Raw genomic sequence first — 18,609 nt, 5'->3', positions numbered from 1 at the left:
CAGTCTCTTTTTAGTATAAGAACTGGGTACGCTAAAGCAAATCTTAATTACAGGGCAAAATGTTAGTTCAACAAAAGATGAGAGTTGTTGTTGCAGCGTTATTTTTTGCGATCGCAACCCCTTACTCCGAACGTGGAACTGAGCAGGCTGTAGCGGCTAATGTAAAAGCAGAACTTGCACAACAATCACCCGTTTCTGATAAAGAAGAGTATGTGACTCGTTTATTTGATTTGTCTGGTAAAAAGCTCGCTGAGTTTGAAGGACGGATGTATCGCTTTAGTCCAGATGGGCGGCGACTGGTAACCGAATCAAGATTTGGGCTGGGGCGCTTTTTTTTGTTTGATCTATCTGGTAAAAAGCTGCTGCAACTTGAAGGAAGCACGCTAGAGTTTAGCCCAGACGGACAACGAATTGCTTTAGGCGGTAAAGATTATTTTCAGCTATACGATGCACTAGGGCGCAAACTGGCTCGACTACCAGGAAGAACTGCGTCATCGCCTATGTTCAGTCAAAATAGTCAACGAATTGTTACGCTTACAGATGATAGTGCCTATTTATTTGATGCTTCAGGTTGGCAAATGGCTCGAATGCAAGGGCTATTCCTTGACTTTGTTAGTGGGTTTGATGCGACTGGAGAACGACTAATTCTAAATCGATTAGATTCCACAACTTGTACTTTGTTTAACTCGTCGGGTCAGACGATCGCTCAATTGCCAAAAGCATGTGCGGGTGTTAGTCCCAAAGGACGAAGATTCTTCTCCTCAGTCGGAACTTTGGATGAGCCATCCCTTCACCTGTATGACTTTTCGGGTAAGAGAATGGCTCAACTATCCGGTTTTTTTGGCATCTTCGATCGCAGTGAACAATTCATTCTGACCACTGATTTTAGAGAAGACTCAAGCTACTTATACAATGCGACGGGCAAAAAGATTGCTCAACTGCAAGGAAGAAATGGAAGATTTAGTCCGACTGGTAAGCGGTTGGTGACCGTTTTAGGCAATACAGTTTATCTATATGATGTGTCAGGAAAAGAACTTGCTCGCTTGCCAGGAAATTATGCTGCTTTCCTACCGCAGGGTGATAAATTTGTAACCTTTCTAACTGGAAAGAACAAACAACCCAATGATATTTCTGGTGGACAAAGCCGCTTGTTTGATGGCTCTGGTCGAGAACTTGCCAAAATGACTGGAGATCTTTCTCCGGCTGAGATGGTTTTATATGGGGCTGGTGGCACTCCACTCCCTTCGGAAGCGATCTACAGCAAATCTTTCTCATTCTCAAGCCCGGATGGACAACGTTTAATTACAAGTGATTCTCAAAAAAGCTATCTCTATAATTCATCCGGTAAACAAGTTGCTCAACTACCAGGACTTGCTCCAGAGTTTAATTCAACTGGTCAATTAAGTACTACTTCAAAAGAGAAGATCTACCTATTTAATCGCTCAGGTGTCAAGGTAATGGAAGTTCAGGGCGAGTTTAAAGTTTTTAGTCCTGATGGTCAGCACTTGGCGATCGTCGAAAAAAGGGAAAAGCCGTAACTTCCTCTTGAACGTTTTGAATGGATTATCAACTTGTAAGTTATCAACTTGTAAGCTTCTCAAAGTGCGTTAGCGGTTTCTCAGTTTTACGCCGATGCCAGGGAGATTAGTGGGGACGACGCGACCGTTTTGGAAGGTAGCCCCAATGAAGGGATCGTCTGATAAATTCAAATGACTGTCTAGGTCGAGGTGATCCGCTAACGGCGACAGGTGAGAGAACGCGGTGTTGAGTAACAAACTGTCAGAATAGCAGCCAAACATCACCTTAAAGCCAAAGGCTCTGGCCGCGTGAATCATGCGTAACGCTTCTGACAGACCGCCTGACTTCATGAGTTTGATATTGATGCCGTGAGCGCGATCGACCAACAAAGGCAAATCCCGACTCGTCCAGCAGCTTTCATCCACAAAAATCGGCAACGGTGATTGATAGTAAAGCTTCGCTAGATCAGCTTCTTGTCCTTTGGGCAACGGTTGCTCAATGTAAGTCACGCCTTGATCTGCCAGCCAGAATGCCATTTTTAGCGCGGTTTCTACTGTCCAGCCGCCATTGGCATCGATGCTAATTTGCGAAGTCTGAGGAGCCGCTTCTTTGACGGCCAGCAACATGGCACGATCGGCTTCGATTCCTTCTGGACTGCCCAATTTCACTTTCAAGGCTTGAATTCCGAGAGATGGTTCGGCGACCCCTTGCGGGTAACTCGAAGAGATCGTGCCTTTGCCCAACCAATCTAATACTCGCTGTCTTGCCGCTTCTGGAGAACTGATGCCGATCGTCACTGAAGTCGGAACAATCTTCTCTCTTTCCAAGCCCCACAGTTGCCAGAGCGGGAGGTTGATGGCTTTGCCTACCCAATCATGTAGGGCGACATCGAGCGCGGCACAGGCGGCAGAGGGCAGGTGAGACTGTTGGGCTAGTTGGTTAATGCGGCTACGTTCGAGGGGATGCAAGGATTTGAGCAGGGGTGCGATCGCTTGGAGAGACCGCGCAATTTTCTCGGTGGTTTGGGGCTGTTCTCCGATCGAAAACGGCGACGCTTCTCCCCAGCCTTCGATGCCATCTTGCTCAATTCGGATCAGGACATTTGTGGTTTGGGCAGTGGTTCCGCGACTAATGGTGAGGGCAAACCGCTTATGAACGGTAAAGGTTTGGATCTGAATTTGCATTGTTAGAGAGTTCGATTAAATTGCCGTCAGGGTCACGCAGATAAATCGAGAGAAGGTTGCCCGTTGCGCCTGTTCGCTCAATCGGCTCTCCGAGAATGTCTACCTCGCACGATCGTACATGACGAATGATCTGCTGCATCGGGATTTGGGTGATGAAGCACAAATCAGCAGAACCGGAGGTTGGATGGAGTGCTTTTGGCTCAAATTCTTGACCAACCTGATGTAAATTGATTTTCTGACAACCGAACTTTAGGGCTTTACGATTCTGTCCAAATGTAATGACTTGCATTCCTAAAACTTTTGTATAAAATTCGCAAGTCACTTCAATATCTTGAACAGTGAGAACTAAATGATCGAAGCGATCGACGTTCATAAAATTTTTGTATTACTTAATCACGGCAACTGGATAATCAAGATTCTTTGGATTGGGAATTAATCGCTGTTTTTTGCAATCTGCCAGCAAGTCTAGCTTCTCTAAAATCACTTTACCAATGAGAAGATTATCTTTAATAGATCGATAATGGCTTTAACCTAGCACTCTAGACTCAGAATCTTCTCAAATCAAGGGTTAGACCAGAAGCCGCTATAATCCAACTATCGAGGCGATTTTACGCTAAAGCTTATGAATCTCCCAATCACCAAAAGTCCGAGTCAGCCTACCGTCAAGCGTTTCACTGTAGACGAATATCATCGTTTGAGTGAGCTTGGTTTTTTTGCGGAGGGCGATCGCATCGAATTAATCCGAGGAGAACTGGTCTATATGGCAGCAAAAGGAACTTCTCATGAGGTCTGTTTGACCAAGCTGATTCGAGCGTTGCCTCAACTGCTGTCCGACCGTGCAACTGTAAGATGTCAGTCTCCTATTATTCTCTCTAACAGTGAGCCAGAACCCGACTTTACGATCGTTACAAATCGTTCTGATGACTATTTAGAGTCGCATCCAAAGCCAGAAGATGTATTGTGGTTGATTGAGCTTTCTGACGCTTCTCTGACGTATGACCAGGAGACAAAGCTAAATCTCTATGCAGAACACAATATTCAAGATTATTGGATTTTTAATCTACTCGAAAATGTTCTAGAAACCTATCGTGAGCCTTATCAAAAATCGCAGGGATTTGGTTATCGAGTTAAGCGGGTCTTGTTGCCAAATGAAGGGCTTACTCTTCCTTATTTCCCTGATCTAACGCTGGATTTGTCTAAAGCCTTTCCGACCAAACTCACTTGATCATCGCAACGGGGGAGTCAGGGCGACTTGGCACCAGACGTTGATTTTTGCAATCTGCCAGGAAATCTAATAACTCTAAAACAACCTGACCAATTAAAACTTCATCCCCCACAATTAGCGCAGGAAGGGAAGTTTCGCGGCCCTCACACACGATCGTCACAGGTTCCGAAACGCCAACTTGCTCCTCAAACCCATCGGCATATCGAACAATCTGCTGTCTTTCAATTTGTAAACCTAGTGCTTCTGCAATATCTGGCGGAATCACCAGCGTCAACGCGCCTGTATCGACCAGTCCTTCGCCTTGGTATTCACGAAGATAACGCGGTGCAAGTGATCCACGCTCGACTAATCGTTTATCGATCGCATTAGTAAGACTAATCTTGGCTCGAATCGCTCCCATTGGTTCTGACATATTCCATGACTCCAAACAGAAGTATTCCCAACACTTTCTTCAGTATAGAAAGAAAACAGACAAAAAAGAAAAAGAGACGCAACGAATTACGCCTCTCTTACAAATGATTCAATGATTTGAAATCAAGAATTAGTCACGACCGTTAATCGCAATCAGCAATCGCAGAATGAACACAAACAGATTGATGTAAGTCAAATACATCGACAGCGCAGCAGGGAGATACTGTTCATCGGTGTAAGTGCGCGGCAGAATAAAAAAGTCAACCACCGCAGAACCGACAAATAACAGAACACCGATCGCTGAGATAGCTACTTCTAAGAATCCAGGAGTGTATACCCCAAAGACCGATAGAAGGAACTGACCCAACAGCACTACACACAGCGCGATGATGCCTAGCTGGATCGTTTTTGACAGCGCCATCCCGTCTTTTTCGGACAGATTGGAGCCGATCGGTTTTGCTGCAATAAACGTGACACCACAGCCCAAAGCCGCAAATCCTACTCCTGCAATCCCGACTCCCGAAGTTTGCAGTGCCAAAAAGACCAACCCACTCAGGGTGTAGCCCGACAGCAAACTATAAGTTGCCAACAACGGCAGTGCAACGCTATTGTTTCCTTTTTGGGCAACGCTAGAAGCCACGAAAAACAAAATCAATTCGAGAATAACTGCCCCAATAAACGTGGGCATAAAAATCTGCGGATTGTTGGCAATGACTGTCAGACCGCCGTAAGTGCCCAACGCCGTGAGCATCAGACCGCCGCCCAACCAGGGAAGGGCATTGGCAATCACGTTAGGGCCGACGAGCGCCTGCCCCTTCGCATCGCGGATCGCTTGACGGAAATTACTGGTATTACTCATGTGCTTCCAGGTAAATAGAGTTTGTCATTCTTCTATTTTCCTCCGATTTTTGAGAATCGACCAAAAAGTATCAAGAAAATAAAGGATGTAAGCCTGTTACAGTAATTCTCCTTGCAGCAGCCACAATTGAACTGCTCACTTACATCTATTTTTTGCTGCCTTTGTCTAAATACACCTTATAGATATAGCTATCCTATTTGAGTTGTGAGAACTTAGTTATCAACATTGTTGCTGCCATAAGAAAATTTACCTTTAACCCGCGCCCCCAAACTTGTAGCCCAGCGACGCATTGATGCTACACCTCAGACTAAAGTCAATTTCAACATTGATCGATCGCAGGGTGGTTTGCTTAAAAAATCTGGCGTTTCCACTGACTGCTCCATGCCCGATCGCCGTTGAGCAGATGTAGACGGGAGCGTTTCTAAACTTTGAGCAACCTGTGTCTGAGCCACGATTGGTTGAAGCGCGTCTTGAGTGTGCTGATTCAAATCTAAATAGCTTGTCAGTATTCGTCTGAGTATTACGACTCGCGACGGGTCGAGCTAATTTTGAATTCTAATAAAGGTCTGAAATTCTTAAAGATTTTGTAAAAGCTCCCCTCAACTTTGGGTTTTAGAACTGTCATCCCGTACCATCTCCTGTAAAAGATAGGTCAGTAGAATTGCGGCCGCTTCCCTTTTAGAGTCAGCACTTTTGCTGAGAGAAGTTCGTGGAGTGTGTTGATCTACTGAGCTTTAGCGAATTCAGCCATGTGGCAATTAAAAAGTAGTTGAATAATTAAGCTCTCTATTGAATCGGGAAAGAACTTATGGTGATTCGTCAACCTAAAGAAGCTGATGAATAATTGGCAAATCAAACTGAGAAAAGTAGCGGCTCGTCGCTCCAAATTTCCGCTTCCCCGGTACGTTCACACCCTTGCCGAAATCGAGCCAGACCTTTTGCAGTACCATCGCATCAAAGGAATCATTCTCGACTTAGATAATACAGTGGTGTCAGAAGACGATCGCTACCTCGCCCCTCACGCCGAAACCTGGATTGCTACAGCCCAATCATTGGGATTCAGCTTCTTCATTCTCTCCAACGGTAAACGTCAGCACCGCGTTGATTATTGGTCAGATCGCCTCAAAATGCCCACCCTTAGTCCTGCCCGCAAACCCTTTCCGCGCAGCTTTCGACGCGCCCTGCGATCGATGGGGCTACCCTCCAGTCAGGTTGTGGTGATCGGCGACAGTTTGCATACCGATTTAATTGGGGCGTGGATTGTAGGATGTCGATCGATTCAAGTTGCGTCTCTCCCCCATCCGCCTCGCTGGTGGGAAAAAATTGCGGGCTGGCTGATTCAAAAACCCTACACTCGACCTCAAGAACTATGGAACTTTTCGGAGCAGGAATACGCTCGTAAACAGGTTTGATGACGACGATCGCACCTCAACTTCTCGATCCAGGGTCAACTACTAGAGTCAAGCAAATGATTTCTACCATGCTCAAAGACATCTCAAAACCTCGCCAAGATCTGCTGGCGGTGATGCTGGTTGGAAGTGTGAGCGGGCTGATTACTTATTGGCTGGCTCATCAAATTCCCGCTAATCTTTACAACTTCTTTGATGTTTGGTTTCAAGCTGATCTGCCGCTGCAATTTCAACGGGCTGCCTACCCAGTTCACCAAGCTCACTACACCAAGCTGCACCCCTTGTTTTCGCTGGTTGTCTTTCCGGTGGCTGCGGTGTTTCGACTCATTCCAGGGGTTGACGTGATTGAGTCGATTCGGCTGTTGGTAAGCCTGGTAGCAGGGGTTTGGAGTGGCGTTCTGTTTCTGGTTGTGCGAAATATGGGTTGCCGTTTGCTGGATGCCAGTTTGTTGACCTGTGTGGCGATCGTCAGTGCGACTTCTCTATTTTGGGGAACGATTTTAGAAACCTGTCAGTTTGCTGCGTTGGGATTTTTGCTAACGTTTTGGGTGGCGTTGGTCAGTGAATCTCGTCCCGTTTCGCCCATCTGGTACGTTGTTGCGAATGTCGTTGCGTTAGGATTTACCATCACTAACTGGCTCACAAGTATTATCGCTACGCTGATCTACAAAACCTGGAGACCTGCGCTAGGCATTCTATCAGCAACGGTAGGTCTGGTGCTGGTACTCTATGTGATTAAAGGTCTAATTTTGCCAGTCGGATCGGCAACCATGCCACCTGCGGCTCAAGCTTCATTGACGCCGACAAGTACCGCCTCTTCAGAATCACCCGTCCAAAAAACTCGGCTTAAATTTCTGACCGTCCCTTCTCCTGAGCGCATTGGGCAAGTTTTGGGTGCTGCGATCGCTCACACAATGGTTATGCCAGAGGTTATGCCAGAAATCACAAAGCTCCCCCACGCCAATTCTCCCGAACTGTTGAGCATCCAGCGGTCGCGACCGGGATCAGGCAGTGTTTTGGGCGGAGTCGCTGTCGGGTTGTGGACAGCCATTCTGGGTTTGGGCGTTTGGAATTTCTTTAAGGTCGATCGTAACCCACGATTCAAGCTCGTTCTAGGAGCGTCTGTTGTGACGCAGTTGGGACTCTTTATTCTCTTTGGCGAGGAAACCTTTCTCTATGCGCCTAACTTTTTGGCTCTGTTGCTGCCCGTTGCCGCCCTGAGTACGATCGGTCAAACTCGTAAAGTCGCCCTGGGTTTGATTCTTTGTCTATTGCTGAGTGCAGGTCTCAATAATTTCTGGCAATTTCAAAAGACAACCGCCCTCCTAAACCAGGCTCAATACAACGCCCTTGCGTCACGATCGTCTTTCTAGTCGTCCATCAACAATGCAGTCAACAATGTAGTGAGAAATCTTAATCCCCCCAACCAATAGAAGCAATTCCTTCCTCCCTCCTCCCTCCTCCCTCCTCCCTCCTCCTTCCCCCAAAGTACCAGCATCCTACTTACCCAAAACGCCCATGAACTTCTCACTTATTCTCCTCACAGCCAGCGCCCTGATTTGCGGCATCGTCGATGCAGGCACCCGCCTTCGAGGAGGTTCGTTTAGCATTCAAGCTGGTTGGACAATTTTACTGGGGGTGTTCAGCCTCGCGTTTGTGGTTCTACGAGCCAAGATTCCTAAGCAAGTTATAGGGCCAGGTGCTCTACTGATGGGATTTCTCAGCTTAGGGGTCGCCTCACTTGTATTTGACCCCGCCGCCCTCAATCTTTCTTTGCGCGATCAGGCTCAAAGTCTACTGGTGTATTGTGGCTTTGTTGGGTTGCTGCTGCTGGGGGCGATCGAGACTTATCGAGCAAAAGATCAGCTTTGGTATTTGCACACGGGATTCCATCGAGCTTGTCAGTGTGCTGGGCTGATTTATGCCGCGAGTCTGGTCGCAGGGCCGGGCAGCAATCTATTTATTGGGGCGCGATCGTTTGCGCTGTTTGCTTTGATTGCCGTCTCCTGGTTTTTGGCCAGCGCCCGTTACCGATACTCCAAAGATTTGCTGTGGGCGATTATTTTGATTGCCTTGATTGGCATGAGTTTGTCACGCACCGCTACTGTAATCGCGCTTGTGATCTTTCCGTTCTCACGAATCTCGCCGCACAACTATAAAACCTGGATCAGGTTCTTTTTGTGGGCAGGCTTTATTGCTCTGGTTGCTTATCTAGCCTTCAATTTTGTTGAACCGATTCGGGCACGCTTTACGGAAGTGGGAGACAGCGGTCAAATTGGGGGCATAAGCCTCAACACGTCGGGGCGAGAATATTTATGGCAGGCGGTGCAAAACTCGATCGCCAGAGCGCCGCTGTTTGGGAAAATCATTGGGTTAGGGCCGGGCGCGACCTCACTGGTGATTGAAGGGGGACAACCTCACAATGACTATTTGCGGCTACAGCATGATTTTGGCTATCTGGGACTCAGCTTTTGGGGACTCGGCTACGCTTGGCTCATTGCCATCACGTTCAAATCCTGGCTGTGGGCCGATCGCTACGATCGTGACAATGCCCATGTTCAACTTGCGGCTTTTCTGGCGCTGGTCAGCATTGGGCTTTCGATGGTTACGGACAACGTAATTGTTTATGTGTTTGCGATGTCTCCTCTGGGGCTATTGACCGGAACGGCGATCGGTCTGCAAGCAGCGCACTACAGAATGAGAAATCAATATCTTCAAGAACTGCGATCGCTGCCTGACGAATCTGAGACCGAGGAGTGGACAGTCGCCGAGCAGCCTTAAATGAGTCTTAAATGAGTGCGTATTCAACACAGCAAATTGTGAACCAAAATGCTTGTCTTAACGTGGATTCGATCAAATCTTTCGCTGCGGTTGTGAATCCGGGCAGCCCCCCAAATCCCCCACGAGTGAGGGACTTTGAACCCAAGATCTTGTCTTAAAGTCCCCCAATTTTGGGGGGTTGGGGGGCAGAAGCGCTGAAGAACGAAGCAAAAAACCTCATCGAATTCACGTCAAAATTGGCAGCTTGGAGAGCAGAAGCCGTCAACAACGAGGCGAAAAATTCTCATTGAATTCACGCTGACTTAGGTGAGTCTTGAGAAGCTTGCGTGAGTTCCTGGTAGATTTGGGTGAATCGCTGCTCCTTGCTCTCCAAGCTGTAGGCTTCTCGAATCCGCTGCTGTCCGGCTTGACCCATGCGATCGCGCAACTCTGAATTATGAGCCAGTTTTTTCATCGCCTGCGCTAAATCTTGAATCGCTTGTTCAGGAGATTGAGCCGCCACCTTGATTCCTACTTCATTTGTCACCATCTCACCGGGCCCGCCTAAATTGAGACAGAGGATTGGGCGGCCCGTCGCCATCGCCTCAATGCACACCCATCCACCTGAGTCGTGCAGACTGGGATGCACCAACACATGAGACTGCCCTAACTTTTGCAGGGATTCTTCTCGTGACAGGCGCTCCCAAAACTTAACTCGGTGGGCAATGTTCAAAGATTCTGCTAAATCTTCTAACCGCTGCTGCTCTGGCCCGATACCCAAAATCCAATACTCAGCGTCAGGGAGATTGGCCTCCGCAAAAGCCTGTAAACCCAGGTGAAACCCTTTCCAATGCAGCAATCGACCCATGCTGATAAAGCGGATCGGCGCATCTTTGACCGCAGACTGCTGCTTTAATTGATTGATTTCTAAATCAGGGAGGCTGAGAGCGCTCATCACTTCGACAGACCTGGCCCCCAGCTTGTACAGTCGTTTTGCGGTGTCATCGGTGGTGGCCCAGACGATCGCACTTCTCCGAATCGTCATCTTCACAAATGGGTCAAACTCTCCTATCCGTTGGGCGGCCGCCCGCACAATTTCATAGATTTTATTCTTGAGGCTAAAGTCTTTCCAAAAAGGCTGAGGCGCTAACTCTGCACCACCCACCGGCCCCAACACAAAGGGAATCGGCAGCAGCGATAAAAAACTGGGACTTTGATATTTTCCATAAGTAACATGGTGGACGAGATCAAACTGGATGGCTTGATGCAGCGATCGCCCCACAAAATATGCCCAGATCTGCCACAAATAGTAGTGTAAATGCACCCCCACTAAAGGACGTTTACCTTCTTGACTCCAGTCATAAACCCAGCCCAGCGGATCAAGGTAAGCCACCTTAAGATTGGGAATCGGATTTTTGGCCAATTCTGCTTCGATGGCTGCCCGATGGGTATTGGAGGTCAAAATGCAAACCTGGTGATGCTTGGGGATAGCCTGCGCCATGTTCCAACCGATTCCTGGTTCAGAACCGCGATTTGGTTCACAGGCATAAGCAGATAGCAGAATTTTCATAAACGTGAAAGTTAAATGACTAAAAATCAACTCTGGCAGGCAGATGAGACGGAGACGATTTTGTAGAAGTTTGAGAGGCCGAAAAGCCACAAAGAGACTGATATTGCTCTAGAGCACGGGCGGCGATCTGGTTCCATTGCAGGTACTCTAGCGCATAGCGTCGTCCTCGCAAACCGAGATTCGGCCACTCACCGCGACGCTGAAATAACTGCAAAAGTCCGGCTTTGATTGCCTCAGTTTCTGGTGCAACCACGACTCCACACCCACTCGATTCGACATGGGGCGCAATTCCCGCAACTTCTGACACCAACAAAACGCGACCCGCTAACATCGCCTCCAATGCGGACAAACTGAACCCCTCAAATCGAGAAGTCAAACAAAAGATATCGCGATCGCCCATCAGCATAGAGGGTGAGTTTTGATAGGCTGCTTCTAAGAAGGTGACGCGATCGTGAATGCCGAGTCGAATGGACTGGGTTTGCAGGGAGGCGCGATCGCCCCAGTCTGGCCCCTGAATTTCGAGCGTCGCGTTTGCAACCTGGACAATCTCAGCAAAGGCATTCAGTAAAATATCTAATCCTTTGTTGTAGGCATCTAATCGACCCAAAAAAAACAGTCGAGGCGGGCGATTACTTGTCCAGTTCAGCGTCGCTTCGGGGTGAACATCCTGGGGTGAAAAACCGTTGGGGACTTCCACGATCGTGGTGGCAATGCCCAGGTGTCTCAGCCATTCTCCATGTCGGCAATCCAAAACCTGCACGGCCCTGGCCTGTCTCAAAAGCCGCCGCTCTATCAAATACCAATATGTCCACTTGAGAAAAGACCTGGTGCCAAAGATGGCTGGATGATAGGGATCGTGAGGAGCAACCACATAGGGAATGCGCGATCGCATCAAGCAGCGAGACATCGCATAGACGCTAGGGTGAAAAATGCCGTTGAGAATTACCAGATCTTCAGCATAGATGTGATGTTGAATATATCGCTTGAGGGCAGCGGAAAGGCTCAGAGACGGATGAGTGTTGGGACTTGCAAAACAGCGAATTCGGTAGCCTGCTTCTGTCTGAAAACACCCCGGTGTTGTCCCTTCACAGAGAATCGTCACACTCACCCCACAAGATGCCAAACCTGATGCCAAACCGTGAACTGCCTTAGAAGTGCCCTCATGAGCAGGATTTTCCTGAGCCGGAAAGTGCTTGAGATACAAGTAAAGATTCATTCAATCTGACCCATTTTGCGATCCCTTCCATCCAAGAAAACAGTCTCAGGAAGCAGTTCCAGACACCAACGCCTGTGGTTTCCTCCCTCCTCCCTCCTCCCTTCTCCCTCCTCGCGCAGCTCTCCCTCACCGACCCTTGTGAGCAAATTCCACGACCTGAGTTAGAAACTGGGCAACTCCTTCAGGCTCATAGCTTTCGATGATTTGCTGCGATCGCGCTCCCATCGTTGGCGCAAGATTGGGATCTTTGATAAACCGACTCATCCGTTCTGCTAGTGCTTCGGGGTCATTGGGATCGATCACATAGCCGTTTTCACCGTCTGCTACCATCTCGGCGGCTCCCGCACAGTTTGAGCAGAGGATAGGTTTCCCAAACACCATTGATTCCAAAACGACCATGCCCCAGGTGTCTTCTAGCGTTGGCAAAATAAACACATCGGCGTTGCAGAAATAGGAGCCAAGCTCGTCATAAGCGACCCACCCTTCCCAGCGAACGTTGTCAAGTTCTCGATTGCGGCTGAGGATTTCTAGCTCATCGCGATCGCAGCCATCCCCTACCACGACCAGCGTGTAATCTTGATAGCCCCAGGCTCGCAAAACGGCACAGGCTTCGAGCAACAAATGTAAGCCCTTACGACGAATCAGTTGCCCAACAAACAGAAAAACTGGGCGTGAGGCATCTTTAAAGCTGTCAGGTTCTCGCTCTTTGACGCGACCCAGGAGGGCTTGTGCGTCGGGCACTTCATAGGGTCGAGCAAAAACGCGCTCTGGCGGGGTCTTGAGAACATCAATCAGATAAGTCTGCCCTGCGTCGCTGTTGGTAATGCAGGCATCCGTAAACTGAATCATGCGCCGCCGAAAAAACAGCCGAATCGGATCGTCTAAAAAGTCAAAGGCCGGAGAACAGCCCTCATAAGCAATAATGACGCGCCAGCCCGCGATCGGCTTTAACAACAGGATCAAAAGCGTCCACATTGAGAAGCCACTCGCAAAAATCACATCAGGTCTGAACCGCAGCAACTGGGGAACAATGCGAGGCGAGGCGACGGTGATGTTTCGCACATATTGCCCAGTGTCGGCTTCGGTCGGAATGAACTTTGTCTCTCCAACAATCTCAACCGTAAAGGCGTTCTCAAACCCTGGGGCAAACCCAGTCCAGACTCCTGTAAAAATCTTGGTCTGCTTGATTCGCTTAGTAAACTGAGTAAAAACCGGATGCCAGTAGCTACCCAGAGCCAGCGAAGGAAACACCCACGCCACCTTGAGATTGGCAAGGTCTGACTCGATCGGGGTTTCAGGATGGGGTAGAGGCAAGTGAGTGGGCGACTTTGCTAGAGCGTTTGAGGCTGACCTGTCCATATCGTTTCAAAAATAACGTTGGCGAATCGTTGGGCTGAGTTTTGGGCGGCGAATGTCTGCATTTTTTGGCGATCGCCCATCTGGTCTATGGGGTTTCGCAGTAGAGACGTTATCCCGTTTGCAATGGCGTGAGGGTCAGTAGAATCAACGGCAACTCCTAACTGGTGGCGACGAGTAATCTCGCCCATTAGTCCATAGTTGGAGGCTAAAACAGGCTTTTGAGCCGCGGCTGCTCTGACTAAAATGGCGCTCATTCCTACATGGCGCTGATAAGGTGCCAGTACTGCATCAGCTAGTTGAAAGTAAGGCTGAATGTCGCGATCGATAACAAACTGATGAGACCCCACAATCTGAACGGGCAGCGATCGCCGAAGCGACTCAATCTGACCGTCGAGTTGAGATTTTTCTGCGGGGTCGATCGGGCCGACTAGCAGCAGACAGAGTTGCTGACAATCTTCAGGAGGGAGTTGCGCGATCGCCTCTAGTAGCTGATGGATGCCCTTGCGCCCATCTAATGCACCAAACAACAAAAAGACTTTTCTGTGTGGCTCGATGCCTAAGCTTACTTTCAGGCTATCTGTAACTTCAAGCGGTTGATCATAAATTTGCACGGGATCGGGCAAATAGACAGGCTGCACGTTGGTGTGAAACTGCTCCCAGTGTTCTAGGACAAAGGGATCGAGACAAAACAGGGTTTGCAGTTGAGGATTTGCCAACACGCGGTTCATCAAAACCTTGTCGCGCAACTGTTGTGCCCAATCGTGGCGAGACGAATGATTCTCGAAACTGGGGTAGTGAAACGTGGGACGAAAATAGATTCCAGAAAACGAGCAGGGCAGCGTCGCCCCCAGCGCTAGAGGAAACTGTCGAGTGTCAAAGTAGGGGATCAGACAGTGATCCGATTTCAGCGTTGTTGCATAGTGCCGCAGCAGCTTCCATTCTTGAAAGGCGCGAACGAACCGAGATCGGGCCGACGAGCGAGGACTGAGAACCGCCGCCTCTGAGGGAGCGATCGCCCTAAATTGAATTCTAGAATGGTCTCCCGCTTCCGCTACGACCTCTGAGTGCCGCTCCAAAAATTCTGGCGAAACCACGACATCTAGATGCCCGATCAGCGATCGTTCTCGCCAATAGCGCACGAGATGCTGAATGTATCCCGGATAGTGCCCACCAACCGAAAGCTCAAACATCATCAGCCGCGAATCAGGGGTGCGGTTTGACTGAGTATTCAGAGTTGGGGGTTGAGTGTTGAGCGACCCTAAAGCCTCCCGTTCTTCTGGGCTGCGATCTCCGACTTCAGGCATTAACATAGCGGGATTGCTCCACCGTGACGATTTCTTGCAGAATGTCGGTAACGCTGCGCGTCAGTTGCCAGTTGGGAAAATGGGCTTTAAGCTTTCGCAGGTCGGACATGTAGCAGATGTGATCGCCGATGCGGTTTTCGTCCATGTAGACCCACTTCATTTTGCGATCGGTCAGCTCTTCAACCACGTCAAAGGCTTCGAGAATCGAAATGCTGTTTTCTCGGCCGCCTCCCAGGTTATACACTTCACCCGGACGGGGACTGTTGCGAAACGCTTCAAACGCCTGGATCACGTCGTAGCTGTGAATGTTGTCTCGCACCTGCTTCCCTTTGTAGCCAAATACTTTATAGGTGCCGCCGTTAATTGCGACTTTCACCAGGTAAGAGAGAAACCCATGTAGCTCAACGCCCGAATGAGACGGCCCGGTTAGACAACCCCCACGAAAGATGCCCACATTCATGCCAAAGTAGCGTCCATACTCTTGAGCCACAATGTCGGCTGATGCTTTAGAAGCGCCAAATAGGGAATGGAGACAGCGATCGATGCGACAGGTTTCTGGGATGCCATGATAGTCTGACTGGTTGGCATAGTCGTAGCGCTTTTCGAGTTCTACCATTGGCACTTCGTTAGGAGCGTCGCCGTAGACCTTGTTGGTGCTCATGTGGATGAAGACCGCTTCGGGACAAAACTGGCGAGTCGATTCTAGAAGATTGATGGTGCCGAGGGCGTTAACTTCAAAGTCGAGAATGGGAATCTGGCAGGCTTTGTCGTGGGAGGGTTGGGCCGCACAGTGAATGATCAAGTCAAACTTGTGAGTGCGAAATAGCTCAAACAGACTTTCTCGATCGCGGATGTCGATCGTGTAGTGTTCAAACTGGCTGGTTTTTTGCTGGAGACGGCTTAAATTCCAGGTAGTGTCGCCTTGAGCGCCAAAAAACTCAGCCCTCATATTGTTATCGACTCCGACGACGTGATGCCCCTCCCGATCGTAATATTCCACTGCTTCAGACCCAATCAAACCACTCGAACCCGTCACTAAAACTCGCATCTAAGATCACTCCTGGATTCATTACGGAATAGATTTCACCCTGGGAAGAACGATCTGCCTGATTGAGCCGAGACGCGATCGCTGAGAATCTGCGCCCAGAATTGTTCAGGGATTCGCCAAATGTCTACACCAAGTAACGCTATTAAATCAGCCAGCTTTGTGATTTTGCTAGGGATTGTCGGCGGTTTCACTGCTTCTTTAAGGAATGAACCTGACACTTTCCGGTAAATTCACGAATTCTGAACCCGGCTGACTGTAATATTTGTGACAAAAATAAAGAGAGTGTAAGTGTGATCGCGTAATCAGGTTTGACTTACCCTATCGCTTTTTGTTTAGGGTAGAACTGTGACTGGGTTAACAACCTATTAAATCTTTGACGCTAAAAGGGCTTGAAACAACCGTTGGTAGCGATCGGCTTGCAGCTTGACGCAAAAGGCTCGGAGGGCTTTTTCTCGTGCAGATTGAGAGAGGAGTTGGCGGCGATCGTCCGCTTCTAGCACCCAGGCGATCCCCCGCGACAGATCCTCAATCTCAAACGGTTTTGCCAGATAGCCATTTTGCTCGTGATCCACAATATCTCTCAGCCCGGTCGCGTCAAAAGCCACAACAGGTGTGCCACAGGCTAACGATTCAGAAGCCGTTTGCCCAAAAGACTCTTGCAGCGAAGGCACGACCATCACATCGGCAGCAGAGTAAGCCAGCGCCAAGGTCACATCGTCCGCCAGCTTGCCTAGGTAGTGCGTTTTGAAGTCTAAGCGGGCGGAATCAGACTGAGATGTGCCAAACAAGACCACTTCGCTCTGCGCTGCCCAACCCGACTGACTCAAGTTTTGTAAAGCGGGCAACAAGAGATGAAATCCTTTGCGCTTGTCGGTCATGGCTCCGGGTGCGCCAAACAAGATGAGTTTTTTGTCCTGTGGCAAATTCAGAACTTCACGCGCGATCGACTGAGGAATCGGACGATATTTTTCGGTATCTAATCCGCCGTTGATCACCTCGATTTGCCGCTCTTTAAACAGAGAACTTTTAGCCGCACAGTCGGCAATCCATTGACTGGGAGCGACCAGACTTAAGTTCAACTGTTTCCAGGCACGGGACTTGCGCTGCCAAATCCAGCGAGACAGATCAAATTCTCGATGACTTGCCAACTGAGGGCAACTTCCGCAATTGGACTGGTAACGATCGCACCCTTCGTTGTAGTTACAGCCTCCCGTCATCGGCCACAGGTCGTGCAGCGTCCAGACGAGCGGTTTGTTAAATTGGGCGATCGTTTCGATTTGTAGAAAGCCGTTGCAAACCCAATTGATATTGACCACATCGGGATTGATTTGGCGTACCGCAGACCGCAGATCGTCAGGCAACCACTGGGCTGAAAAAAGTGTCTGAGTTTTGGGATAGAGCTTGAGGGGAATGCCATTTAGGGGCGGCCCAAGCTTAGTCAAGATCGTTTTGTGAGCGGTCACCGTCTGATCACTGCTAAAGCGATCGCGCACCAGCATTGAGGAATTTACGCCGATCGTCTGCAATCCTTGATGAAGCCGATATGCGCCCCGTGCTGCCCCTCCGTTGATATCAGACTCGTTGAGCAGTAGCACCTTCATAATTCTTATTTAACGTTCTCAGTGAATATTTTGATTGATTTTTAATCAGTGGTGGCGGCTTCAGAACTTGGAGCAGAGGGATAGGCGGTTGTTATAGGAATGCTGCGAATCGTTTTTGAGGGTTCTGGAATGAAGGGAGTCCCCCAGGTAAGCTGAAAGTATTTTCGCATCAAGCGACGAAGGCTTCTACGAACCAGGCGATGGGGCACCCAAACCGTCGAGGCGAGAATATACAAAACGCCCTGTTGATGAACCTGAGCATTAAAAATGCCCTGCTCAAACCCCAACGACCAGATTTCCAGCGCTTCTTTTTTGAATCCTTCACTCGCAAGGGGGTCAATAAACCCGAAGTAAAGCCCACCAATTCGGTGTCTGCGCTGTTTGGTTAATAGTCCTGCTCGATCGAGATTTTTCTGCAATTCAATCAGCAATTTTTTGTGAGAGTTGAGATGCGCCGTGCCTCGTGCTTTGTCGCTGACTGATCCAGCGTGACAGACTCGCCAAAAACAATCTGGATAAGGGAATTTTTGATAGTTGAAACCCAACGCAAGCGCACGAATATGATATTCGACATCCTGCCAGCTTGAGAGTGCTTCATGCCAATCCCCCAATCGATTTAGAGCGTCTTTTCTCCAAATTGGACACATGGTTTGCCAGGGCAAATCAAAAGAGAGAAAACGATCGACATCTTCGACTTCTTTATCCACATTCAAAAGTAGCTGTAAGTCGTTAGGATGCTCCCGAAAAATGATGCAGGGAAACACTCCAAAATCAAGTTTGGGTGACATCTCCATACAAGAAAATCTCTTTTCTAAAGCATCTTGGGACAGACAATCGTCTGAGTCTAGATAAATCAAATACTTGCCTTTTGATAATCTCGTTCCCAGGTTGCGACAGGCAGGTGCGCCCGAAGGTGTCTCAGACCGTTTGACATAGCGAATTCTGGGATCAATTTGGTTCAGTTGAAGAACCTGTAATTCGGTGTCATCTTGAGAACCGTCATCAACGACTAATGCCTCCCAGTTTTCAAACGTTTGCTGCTGTAAAGAAGTTAGCGTTTCTAGTAACAGAGTCGCCCGATCGAGGGTGGGGATAATGACAGAAATCTCAGGTGAATTCATGGGCAATTGTCAAGTTTTAAGCAA

17 protein-coding genes are annotated in these 18,609 nt (G+C 48.8%); 5 read left to right on the top strand and 12 right to left on the bottom strand.

Annotated elements, in window-relative coordinates; genetic code table 11:
* The first annotated feature begins 59 nt into the window (after positions 1-59).
* Positions 60-1,538 (top strand): WD40 repeat domain-containing protein, encoded by a 1,479-nt coding sequence (locus ACKFKH_RS16420; RefSeq protein ID WP_446859397.1) that lies wholly within the window; start codon positions 60-62, stop codon positions 1,536-1,538.
* 69 nt (positions 1,539-1,607) lie between these two features.
* Here ACKFKH_RS16420 and ACKFKH_RS16415 read toward each other — a convergent pair whose 3' ends face one another.
* Both ACKFKH_RS16415 and ACKFKH_RS16410 read right to left on the bottom strand, forming a co-directional pair.
* Positions 1,608-2,702, bottom strand: coding sequence for a dipeptide epimerase (locus ACKFKH_RS16415; protein ID WP_446859396.1), 1,095 nt, complete (start codon positions 2,700-2,702; stop codon positions 1,608-1,610).
* Positions 2,668-3,075, bottom strand: coding sequence for a VOC family protein (locus ACKFKH_RS16410; protein ID WP_446859395.1), 408 nt, complete (start codon positions 3,073-3,075; stop codon positions 2,668-2,670). The genes ACKFKH_RS16415 and ACKFKH_RS16410 overlap by 35 nt, the downstream gene beginning before the upstream one ends.
* 249 nt (positions 3,076-3,324) lie before the next feature.
* Between ACKFKH_RS16410 and ACKFKH_RS16405 the strand changes: the two genes are divergently transcribed.
* On the top strand, positions 3,325-3,927 hold the full coding sequence (locus ACKFKH_RS16405; protein WP_446859394.1) for a Uma2 family endonuclease: 603 nt from the start codon (positions 3,325-3,327) through the stop codon (positions 3,925-3,927).
* Here ACKFKH_RS16405 and ACKFKH_RS16400 read toward each other — a convergent pair.
* From ACKFKH_RS16400 to ACKFKH_RS16390, 3 genes are all read right to left on the bottom strand, one after another.
* Positions 3,920-4,339 carry an aspartyl protease family protein gene (locus ACKFKH_RS16400; protein ID WP_446859393.1) on the bottom strand — a complete coding sequence of 140 codons (420 nt, stop codon included), beginning with the start codon at positions 4,337-4,339 and terminating at the stop codon, positions 3,920-3,922. The two genes, ACKFKH_RS16405 and ACKFKH_RS16400, sit on opposite strands and share 8 nt — an antisense overlap.
* A gap of 129 nt (positions 4,340-4,468) precedes the next feature.
* Positions 4,469-5,197 carry a Bax inhibitor-1/YccA family protein gene (locus ACKFKH_RS16395; protein WP_446859392.1) on the bottom strand — a complete coding sequence of 243 codons (729 nt, stop codon included), beginning with the start codon at positions 5,195-5,197 and terminating at the stop codon, positions 4,469-4,471.
* A gap of 302 nt (positions 5,198-5,499) precedes the next feature.
* The gene (locus ACKFKH_RS16390; RefSeq protein WP_446859391.1) at positions 5,500-5,685 is read right to left on the bottom strand and encodes a hypothetical protein; all 186 of its coding nucleotides are present in this window, start codon (positions 5,683-5,685) and stop codon (positions 5,500-5,502) included.
* A gap of 348 nt (positions 5,686-6,033) precedes the next feature.
* Between ACKFKH_RS16390 and ACKFKH_RS16385 the strand changes: the two genes are divergently transcribed.
* The 3 genes from ACKFKH_RS16385 to ACKFKH_RS16375 all read left to right on the top strand — a co-directional run bounded on the left by ACKFKH_RS16385 (position 6,034) and on the right by ACKFKH_RS16375 (position 9,387).
* On the top strand, positions 6,034-6,609 hold the full coding sequence (locus ACKFKH_RS16385) for a YqeG family HAD IIIA-type phosphatase (protein WP_446859390.1): 576 nt from the start codon (positions 6,034-6,036) through the stop codon (positions 6,607-6,609).
* A complete protein-coding gene (locus ACKFKH_RS16380) occupies positions 6,609-7,979 on the top strand; it encodes a hypothetical protein (RefSeq protein ID WP_446859389.1) in 1,371 nt (456 codons plus the stop codon). Before ACKFKH_RS16385 ends, ACKFKH_RS16380 begins: the two co-directional genes overlap by 1 nt.
* Before the next feature lie 145 nt (positions 7,980-8,124).
* A complete protein-coding gene (locus ACKFKH_RS16375) occupies positions 8,125-9,387 on the top strand; it encodes an O-antigen ligase family protein (RefSeq protein ID WP_446859388.1) in 1,263 nt (420 codons plus the stop codon).
* Between the two features lie 292 nt (positions 9,388-9,679).
* Here the strand turns inward: ACKFKH_RS16375 and ACKFKH_RS16370 are convergent, their stop codons facing one another.
* The 7 genes from ACKFKH_RS16370 to ACKFKH_RS16340 all read right to left on the bottom strand — a co-directional run bounded on the left by ACKFKH_RS16370 (position 9,680) and on the right by ACKFKH_RS16340 (position 18,585).
* Positions 9,680-10,936 carry a glycosyltransferase family 4 protein gene (locus tag ACKFKH_RS16370; RefSeq protein WP_446859387.1) on the bottom strand — a complete coding sequence of 419 codons (1,257 nt, stop codon included), beginning with the start codon at positions 10,934-10,936 and terminating at the stop codon, positions 9,680-9,682.
* A gap of 19 nt (positions 10,937-10,955) precedes the next feature.
* Entirely contained in the window at positions 10,956-12,152 is a 1,197-nt protein-coding gene (locus tag ACKFKH_RS16365) for a glycosyltransferase (protein ID WP_446859386.1), read from the bottom strand.
* Between the two features lie 126 nt (positions 12,153-12,278).
* On the bottom strand, positions 12,279-13,511 hold the full coding sequence (locus tag ACKFKH_RS16360; RefSeq protein WP_446859385.1) for a glycosyltransferase family 4 protein: 1,233 nt from the start codon (positions 13,509-13,511) through the stop codon (positions 12,279-12,281).
* Positions 13,484-14,815: a glycosyltransferase family 4 protein gene (locus tag ACKFKH_RS16355; RefSeq protein ID WP_446859384.1), complete on the bottom strand. Its 1,332-nt coding sequence runs from the start codon at positions 14,813-14,815 to the stop codon at positions 13,484-13,486. The genes ACKFKH_RS16360 and ACKFKH_RS16355 overlap by 28 nt, the downstream gene beginning before the upstream one ends.
* Positions 14,808-15,863, bottom strand: a complete 1,056-nt coding sequence (locus ACKFKH_RS16350) for an NAD-dependent epimerase/dehydratase family protein (RefSeq protein WP_446859383.1) — start codon at positions 15,861-15,863, stop codon at positions 14,808-14,810. The genes ACKFKH_RS16355 and ACKFKH_RS16350 overlap by 8 nt, the downstream gene beginning before the upstream one ends.
* 365 nt (positions 15,864-16,228) lie before the next feature.
* Positions 16,229-17,464, bottom strand: coding sequence for a glycosyltransferase family 4 protein (locus tag ACKFKH_RS16345; RefSeq protein WP_446859382.1), 1,236 nt, complete (start codon positions 17,462-17,464; stop codon positions 16,229-16,231).
* A 41-nt stretch (positions 17,465-17,505) separates the two neighbouring features.
* The gene (locus ACKFKH_RS16340; RefSeq protein WP_446859381.1) at positions 17,506-18,585 is read right to left on the bottom strand and encodes a glycosyltransferase family 2 protein; all 1,080 of its coding nucleotides are present in this window, start codon (positions 18,583-18,585) and stop codon (positions 17,506-17,508) included.
* Positions 18,586-18,609: the final 24 nt, after the last annotated feature.

The sequence above is a fragment of the Phormidesmis sp. 146-20 genome, assembly GCF_052939475.1.
This window is presented reverse-complemented; position numbering and strand designations above follow the sequence as displayed.

Coding starts and splice junctions, on each gene's coding strand:
- ACKFKH_RS16375 (WP_446859388.1), top strand. CDS start 8,125: ATGAACTTCTCACTTATTCTCCTCACAGCCAGCGCCCTGATTTGCGGC.
- ACKFKH_RS16395 (WP_446859392.1), bottom strand. CDS start 5,197: ATGAGTAATACCAGTAATTTCCGTCAAGCGATCCGCGATGCGAAGGGG.
- ACKFKH_RS16365 (WP_446859386.1), bottom strand. CDS start 12,152: ATGAATCTTTACTTGTATCTCAAGCACTTTCCGGCTCAGGAAAATCCT.
- ACKFKH_RS16380 (WP_446859389.1), top strand. CDS start 6,609: ATGACGACGATCGCACCTCAACTTCTCGATCCAGGGTCAACTACTAGA.
- ACKFKH_RS16400 (WP_446859393.1), bottom strand. CDS start 4,339: ATGTCAGAACCAATGGGAGCGATTCGAGCCAAGATTAGTCTTACTAAT.
- ACKFKH_RS16420 (WP_446859397.1), top strand. CDS start 60: ATGTTAGTTCAACAAAAGATGAGAGTTGTTGTTGCAGCGTTATTTTTT.
- ACKFKH_RS16415 (WP_446859396.1), bottom strand. CDS start 2,702: ATGCAAATTCAGATCCAAACCTTTACCGTTCATAAGCGGTTTGCCCTC.
- ACKFKH_RS16345 (WP_446859382.1), bottom strand. CDS start 17,464: ATGAAGGTGCTACTGCTCAACGAGTCTGATATCAACGGAGGGGCAGCA.
- ACKFKH_RS16360 (WP_446859385.1), bottom strand. CDS start 13,511: ATGGACAGGTCAGCCTCAAACGCTCTAGCAAAGTCGCCCACTCACTTG.
- ACKFKH_RS16350 (WP_446859383.1), bottom strand. CDS start 15,863: ATGCGAGTTTTAGTGACGGGTTCGAGTGGTTTGATTGGGTCTGAAGCA.
- ACKFKH_RS16410 (WP_446859395.1), bottom strand. CDS start 3,075: ATGAACGTCGATCGCTTCGATCATTTAGTTCTCACTGTTCAAGATATT.
- ACKFKH_RS16355 (WP_446859384.1), bottom strand. CDS start 14,815: ATGCCTGAAGTCGGAGATCGCAGCCCAGAAGAACGGGAGGCTTTAGGG.
- ACKFKH_RS16370 (WP_446859387.1), bottom strand. CDS start 10,936: ATGAAAATTCTGCTATCTGCTTATGCCTGTGAACCAAATCGCGGTTCT.
- ACKFKH_RS16405 (WP_446859394.1), top strand. CDS start 3,325: ATGAATCTCCCAATCACCAAAAGTCCGAGTCAGCCTACCGTCAAGCGT.
- ACKFKH_RS16385 (WP_446859390.1), top strand. CDS start 6,034: ATGAATAATTGGCAAATCAAACTGAGAAAAGTAGCGGCTCGTCGCTCC.
- ACKFKH_RS16340 (WP_446859381.1), bottom strand. CDS start 18,585: ATGAATTCACCTGAGATTTCTGTCATTATCCCCACCCTCGATCGGGCG.